The organism is Haladaptatus sp., assembly GCF_049589095.1.
GTDB lineage: Archaea > Halobacteriota > Halobacteria > Halobacteriales > Haladaptataceae > Haladaptatus.
Map to the genome: position 1 here is coordinate 1 of NZ_JBAWAC010000570.1, position 4,491 is coordinate 4,491.

Here is a 4,491-nt window from a genome sequence, read left to right on the forward strand (position 1 = left end):
TGACGGTAACGGTGACCGTACCGTTCGGAAGGGTCGGAACGCCCGACTTCGTCGGATCGACGGTGAGCGTGTCACCATCGAACGAGACGCCGTCGGTCCGGTTCCGCCGCTGAAGAACTGGCCGCTCGTGTCGTCGAGCGTGACTTGGAGGCTCGACCCGTCAACTCCGGTCATCGCGTCGTCGATATCGACGTGAATCGCCGTCAAATCGTCCGTCACCGTCCCGGTCGGCACGGGGTTGCTGAACGCCGGGGGCGTCGTATCGACGCCGAACGAGAACTCGGTCGTGTTCCGGTTGTCGTCCGTATCGTTCGCCGCGACGGTGACGTTCACGTCGCCGTCGGCCAGCGTGATTCCCGCTGCCGAGGGGTCGACGGTGAGCGTGTTCCCGTCGAACGAAACCCCGCTGTGGGCCGTTCCGACCGCGTTCAGTTCGGTTCCGGACGAGTCCGTGACCGTGATGCGAATCGAACTCCCGTTCACGCTCCCGGTCGCATCCGCGACGTCGATACGCATCGTGGATTCGTTGTCGGTGACCGTCGTGTCGGCGGGAGCGGGATCGCTGAACGTCGGCGGCGTCGTGTCCACCGTCACCGTGTCGGATTGCCCGCTTGCGCCGTCGTTGCCTGCATCGTCGCGGGCCTCGGTCAACGTCGCGGTGTAGGTGCCGTCACCGCCCGCGTACGTCGTCGTGTACTCGTACGGACCGCTCCCCGACTCGGTAAACGAGGTGAGCGTCGTCGTTCCGCTCGGGGTCGAAAGGGTGACGGAAACGGCGTCGAGTCGTTCGCCGCCGTTAAACGATAGCTCGACCGTTCCGCCGCCGGTATGTCGCACGTCGAATCCGGTGATGGAGGGAGACACCGTATCGACCGAGAACGCGTGTTTCGTCGCCGCCAGTTCGTTTCCGACGGCGTCGGTCGCGTTCTCGACCGTGATGTTTCCGGTCGTCGTCTCGTTGTCGTCCACGATGGTGACGGTTCCCGTCCATATCGTGTCGCTGTCGTAACTCCCGCTGACGACGTACGTCCGGTTCAGACCCGTCACCCGAACGGACGGGTCGACGCTCCGATTCATGCGCTCGTCGAACGTGACGGTCACCGTCCGTGACGTCCCGGCATCGGTGTCGTTGATTTCGCCGTCGCCTATTTCGACGTTCGTCGCGGTCGGCCGCGTCGTATCCTTCGTCACCGTCGTCCCCGCTGTGTACCCCTCGCTGTTCGGATAGCCGCCGTCCAACGCGAGCGCGGTGACGGTAATCGTCCCCGTATCGTCCAGCGTCGAAACGTCGATACCGGTGACGGTAACCGAATCCGAACCGTTCGCGACGCTCCGATTCTCGACAACAGAGTCCGTCCCGTCCGAGATCTTCACGCTCACCGTATCGGCTTCCGAGTCGGAGACGAGGTTCACGGTGACGTCGTAGTCGTCCTGATTTTTCCGCGTGATGTTCGCCGCGTCGGTGGAATCGGGTTTGGCCGGTCCCGTCGTATCGACCTGAAACGTGTTCGAACTGTCGGCAGCCATCACGTTGCCCACGTCGTCGGTCGCACCGGAGATTTCGATGGCTCCGGTCGCCTGCTCGTTGTCGTCCGCGATGGTGACGGTCCCGGTCCACGTCGTATCGTCGTCGAAACTCCCGTTGACGGCGTACGTCCGGTTCAAATTCACGATCCGAACCGTCGGGTCTGCGCTCGTATCGATGCTCTCGTTGAACTCGACGGTCACCGTCTGTTGGGTCCCGGCGTCGTAGGTTCCGATGGGTGCGTTCGAGATGCTCGCGTCGGTGACGCCGGGAAGACCTGTATCCTTCGTCACACTTACGCCAGAAGCGCTGTTCGAATTCCCGGCGTAGTCAGTCATCGTCGCATCGATGGAAACCGTTCCGTCGGCGATACCGGAGGTACCGATGCCGGTGAACGTGACCATTTCACCGGTCGAGTCGCCATCCGACTCGGCCGTGACCGTGGTACTCTCGGTCACCGCGCCACCGGCAAGCAATAGCTGTACGGTTCCGGCCTCGTGGTCGTCGGGCAGGGTGACCGAAACGTCGTACGCCCCCCGATTGCTCGCGTTGATGTCCGGTGCGGAGATTCCCGTCGGTGCCCCCGGTTGCACCGTATCCTCCAGCGATTTAGCCGTCGTGTCCGCGGCGTTCCCGTACCGGTCGTAGACGTGCCCCGATTTCGCCGCGATGGTGTCGTTTTCTAGGTCACCCGCCGAGACGGAGGCGTCGAAGGTCACCGTCGCCGTGTCCGTGCCCGCCGTGTGGCTCACGGAACTGATATTCGTCGCGCCGCCTCCGTCGGCGTTAGTGAACACGAAATCGTCGGCGGTGAGTGCATTTCCGTCACCGTCCACGACGCTCTCGTTGAACGTGACGATGGCAGTGTCGTCGCCGACTTTCGCCTCGACGTGTTGCAGTCCCGGCGGAACGGTATCGACGGTAACGTTGTCGGACAGCACCGATGTCGATTGGTTGTCCACGGCGTCGTTCCCGATGTCGTCTTCCGCCGTGGTGATTTCCGCCGTGTAGTTGCCGTCGCTGCTGGTTGCGACGGAGGTGTCGTACGTGTAGGTCCCGTTGTCGTTCGTTTCAGTGAAATTACTGCCGTTGAGGGTTTTTGACTCGGGTCCAGTGATGCTGATAGTCGATGTGTTTACCTGCTCGTTCGTGGTGAAGGAGAAATCGAGCGTCTGACCGGTCGGGTTCGTAAAATTCACGTCCGAAACCCACGGTGGACTTCCGTCGATGTGTATCTGTGTCGATGAGCCGTTCGTCAGACTGTCACCGGTATCGAGTAGTCCGTCGTCGAGGGATTTATCATCGACAGCGTACACGTCGTACGTCCCGTCCAAGCCGGTGGTCTTCGTGGCGGGGAAATAGTCGTTGAAGTTGCTATCGCTGGTGGAAACGGAGACGTTCATGTACCCGTCGGACGCGTTGTAGAAACCGTCTCCGTTCTCGTCAAGAACGACGTAGACGTAGTGGTCACCGGAGAAACCGTATGTGTAATAGCCGAACGAATCCCCCGGCGCAATCGTCTCGTCCTCCCCATTGATGCCGATGCCGATGTTGTTTGCACCGCTCACCGATGGTGGTGTGGTTCCGACGACGACCATCAGCGCGATTACTACCAGAAGGGCCGCACGAATACGGCCGTGATTTCGTGACATAGTTATTGGATGGGGGAGACGATTGCCTACAGTTATCAAAATCGATACTATCGATTCGTTCGTGCGCTAGAGTCAGTACCTATACAAATTTCTTTGGATGTCTAGTCATCCGAATATTCAACGAAAGTGTGGAAAGTTAGATACCAACCTAGACCCGTTCTTCTCCTTATATTATTCCCCGGGCCACATCGTTCACCAGCGCGAACTCCACGTCCTGCTTCGCGCGTACGGACTCCACGAACGCCTCCAGATAGCGGAGTCGGGGCGGTTGCCCAGTCACCTGCGGGTGCATCGTCAGGGTGAACACACCGTCCTCGACGTTCTCGTACATCCAATCGAACTGCTCGTACCAGCCGTCGAAAACGGCTTCCTCGTCGGGCAACGGTCTGCCGCTTCGTCCGGGCGTGAACTGCAACGAGGGCCAGTCGTCCCGGTGCCACGACACCGGGAACTCCAGCAAGTCCGTCTCCTCGCCCGCCACATACGGTTCGTCGGAGTCGGCAGTCGGCAGTTCGCGCACCCGATACGGTTCGAAGTCGTGACCCATCAGGCTGGAGTCCCACTCGAAATCCAACTCCTGCAGGATATCGAGCGTGTGCGCCGAGAAGTCCCACGACGGTGATCGATACCCGGTCGGTTTCTCGCCCGTCAGGTCCCGAATCGTTTCGATGCCGCGCTCGAAGTCGGCGCGCTCGGCCTCCCTGCCCGCGAACTTTGCGGGCGGCGTGTGGTGCCAGCCGTGATGCTGGACGTCGTGACCGCGGTCGTGTACCTCTCCGCAGATTTCGGGAAAGCTCTCGATGGTGTGCCCCGGCGTGAACCACGTCGCGGGCACGTCCAACCGGTCGAACAGGTTGAGGATGCGCGGGGCGGCGACCTCAGGGCCGTACCGACCGCGCGAGAGTTTCACCGGGCTATCCGTCGCGCCGTGGCCGTGAATCCATCCCGAGACCGCGTCGAAGTCGAAGCAGAGGCAAACGGTTGCGTTGGACATTGGTTGGTGGGTCTCGTGGGAGGAAGATAAGGATTCGTGGGGGATTGTTGAAAATCGGTTCGAGCCGAAGGAAATCGGGCGGTTACTCGGCGGCTTTTGGAAACCGTTCGCTACCGTGGCGAGTCGGACTTCCGATAGATGACGTGGCCGCACGCTTTACAGTGGGATGCATCCGGGTCGTGGTAGGAGAGACCACACTGGGGGCACGTAACCTCGACCTTTCCCCTGTCCGTCCATTCCCGAACTATCTTCCCTGCCTGCCACGGGACGAGGATGATCGCGGCGAGCACGCCAGCCACCGTCACCCATCGCCCCATCCA

2 protein-coding genes and 1 pseudogene are annotated in these 4,491 nt (G+C 61.2%); all 3 read right to left on the reverse strand.

What is annotated here, in order from left to right:
* Positions 1-3,177, reverse strand: a 3,177-nt coding sequence (locus WBV42_RS17840) for a beta strand repeat-containing protein (protein ID WP_423987220.1), incomplete at its 3' end; no start/stop codon positions are given.
* Positions 3,178-3,343: 166 nt separating this feature from the next.
* On the reverse strand, positions 3,344-4,171 hold the full coding sequence (locus WBV42_RS17845) for a polysaccharide deacetylase family protein (protein ID WP_423987221.1): 828 nt from the start codon (positions 4,169-4,171) through the stop codon (positions 3,344-3,346).
* Positions 4,172-4,281: 110 nt separating this feature from the next.
* Positions 4,282-4,491: pseudogene (locus WBV42_RS17850) on the reverse strand (ion transporter); the annotation flags it as partial.

Bases quoted from the DNA above. Each gene is read 5' to 3' on its own strand.
- WBV42_RS17845 (WP_423987221.1), bottom strand. From the start codon at position 4,171: ATGTCCAACGCAACCGTTTGCCTCTGCTTCGACTTCGACGCGGTCTCG.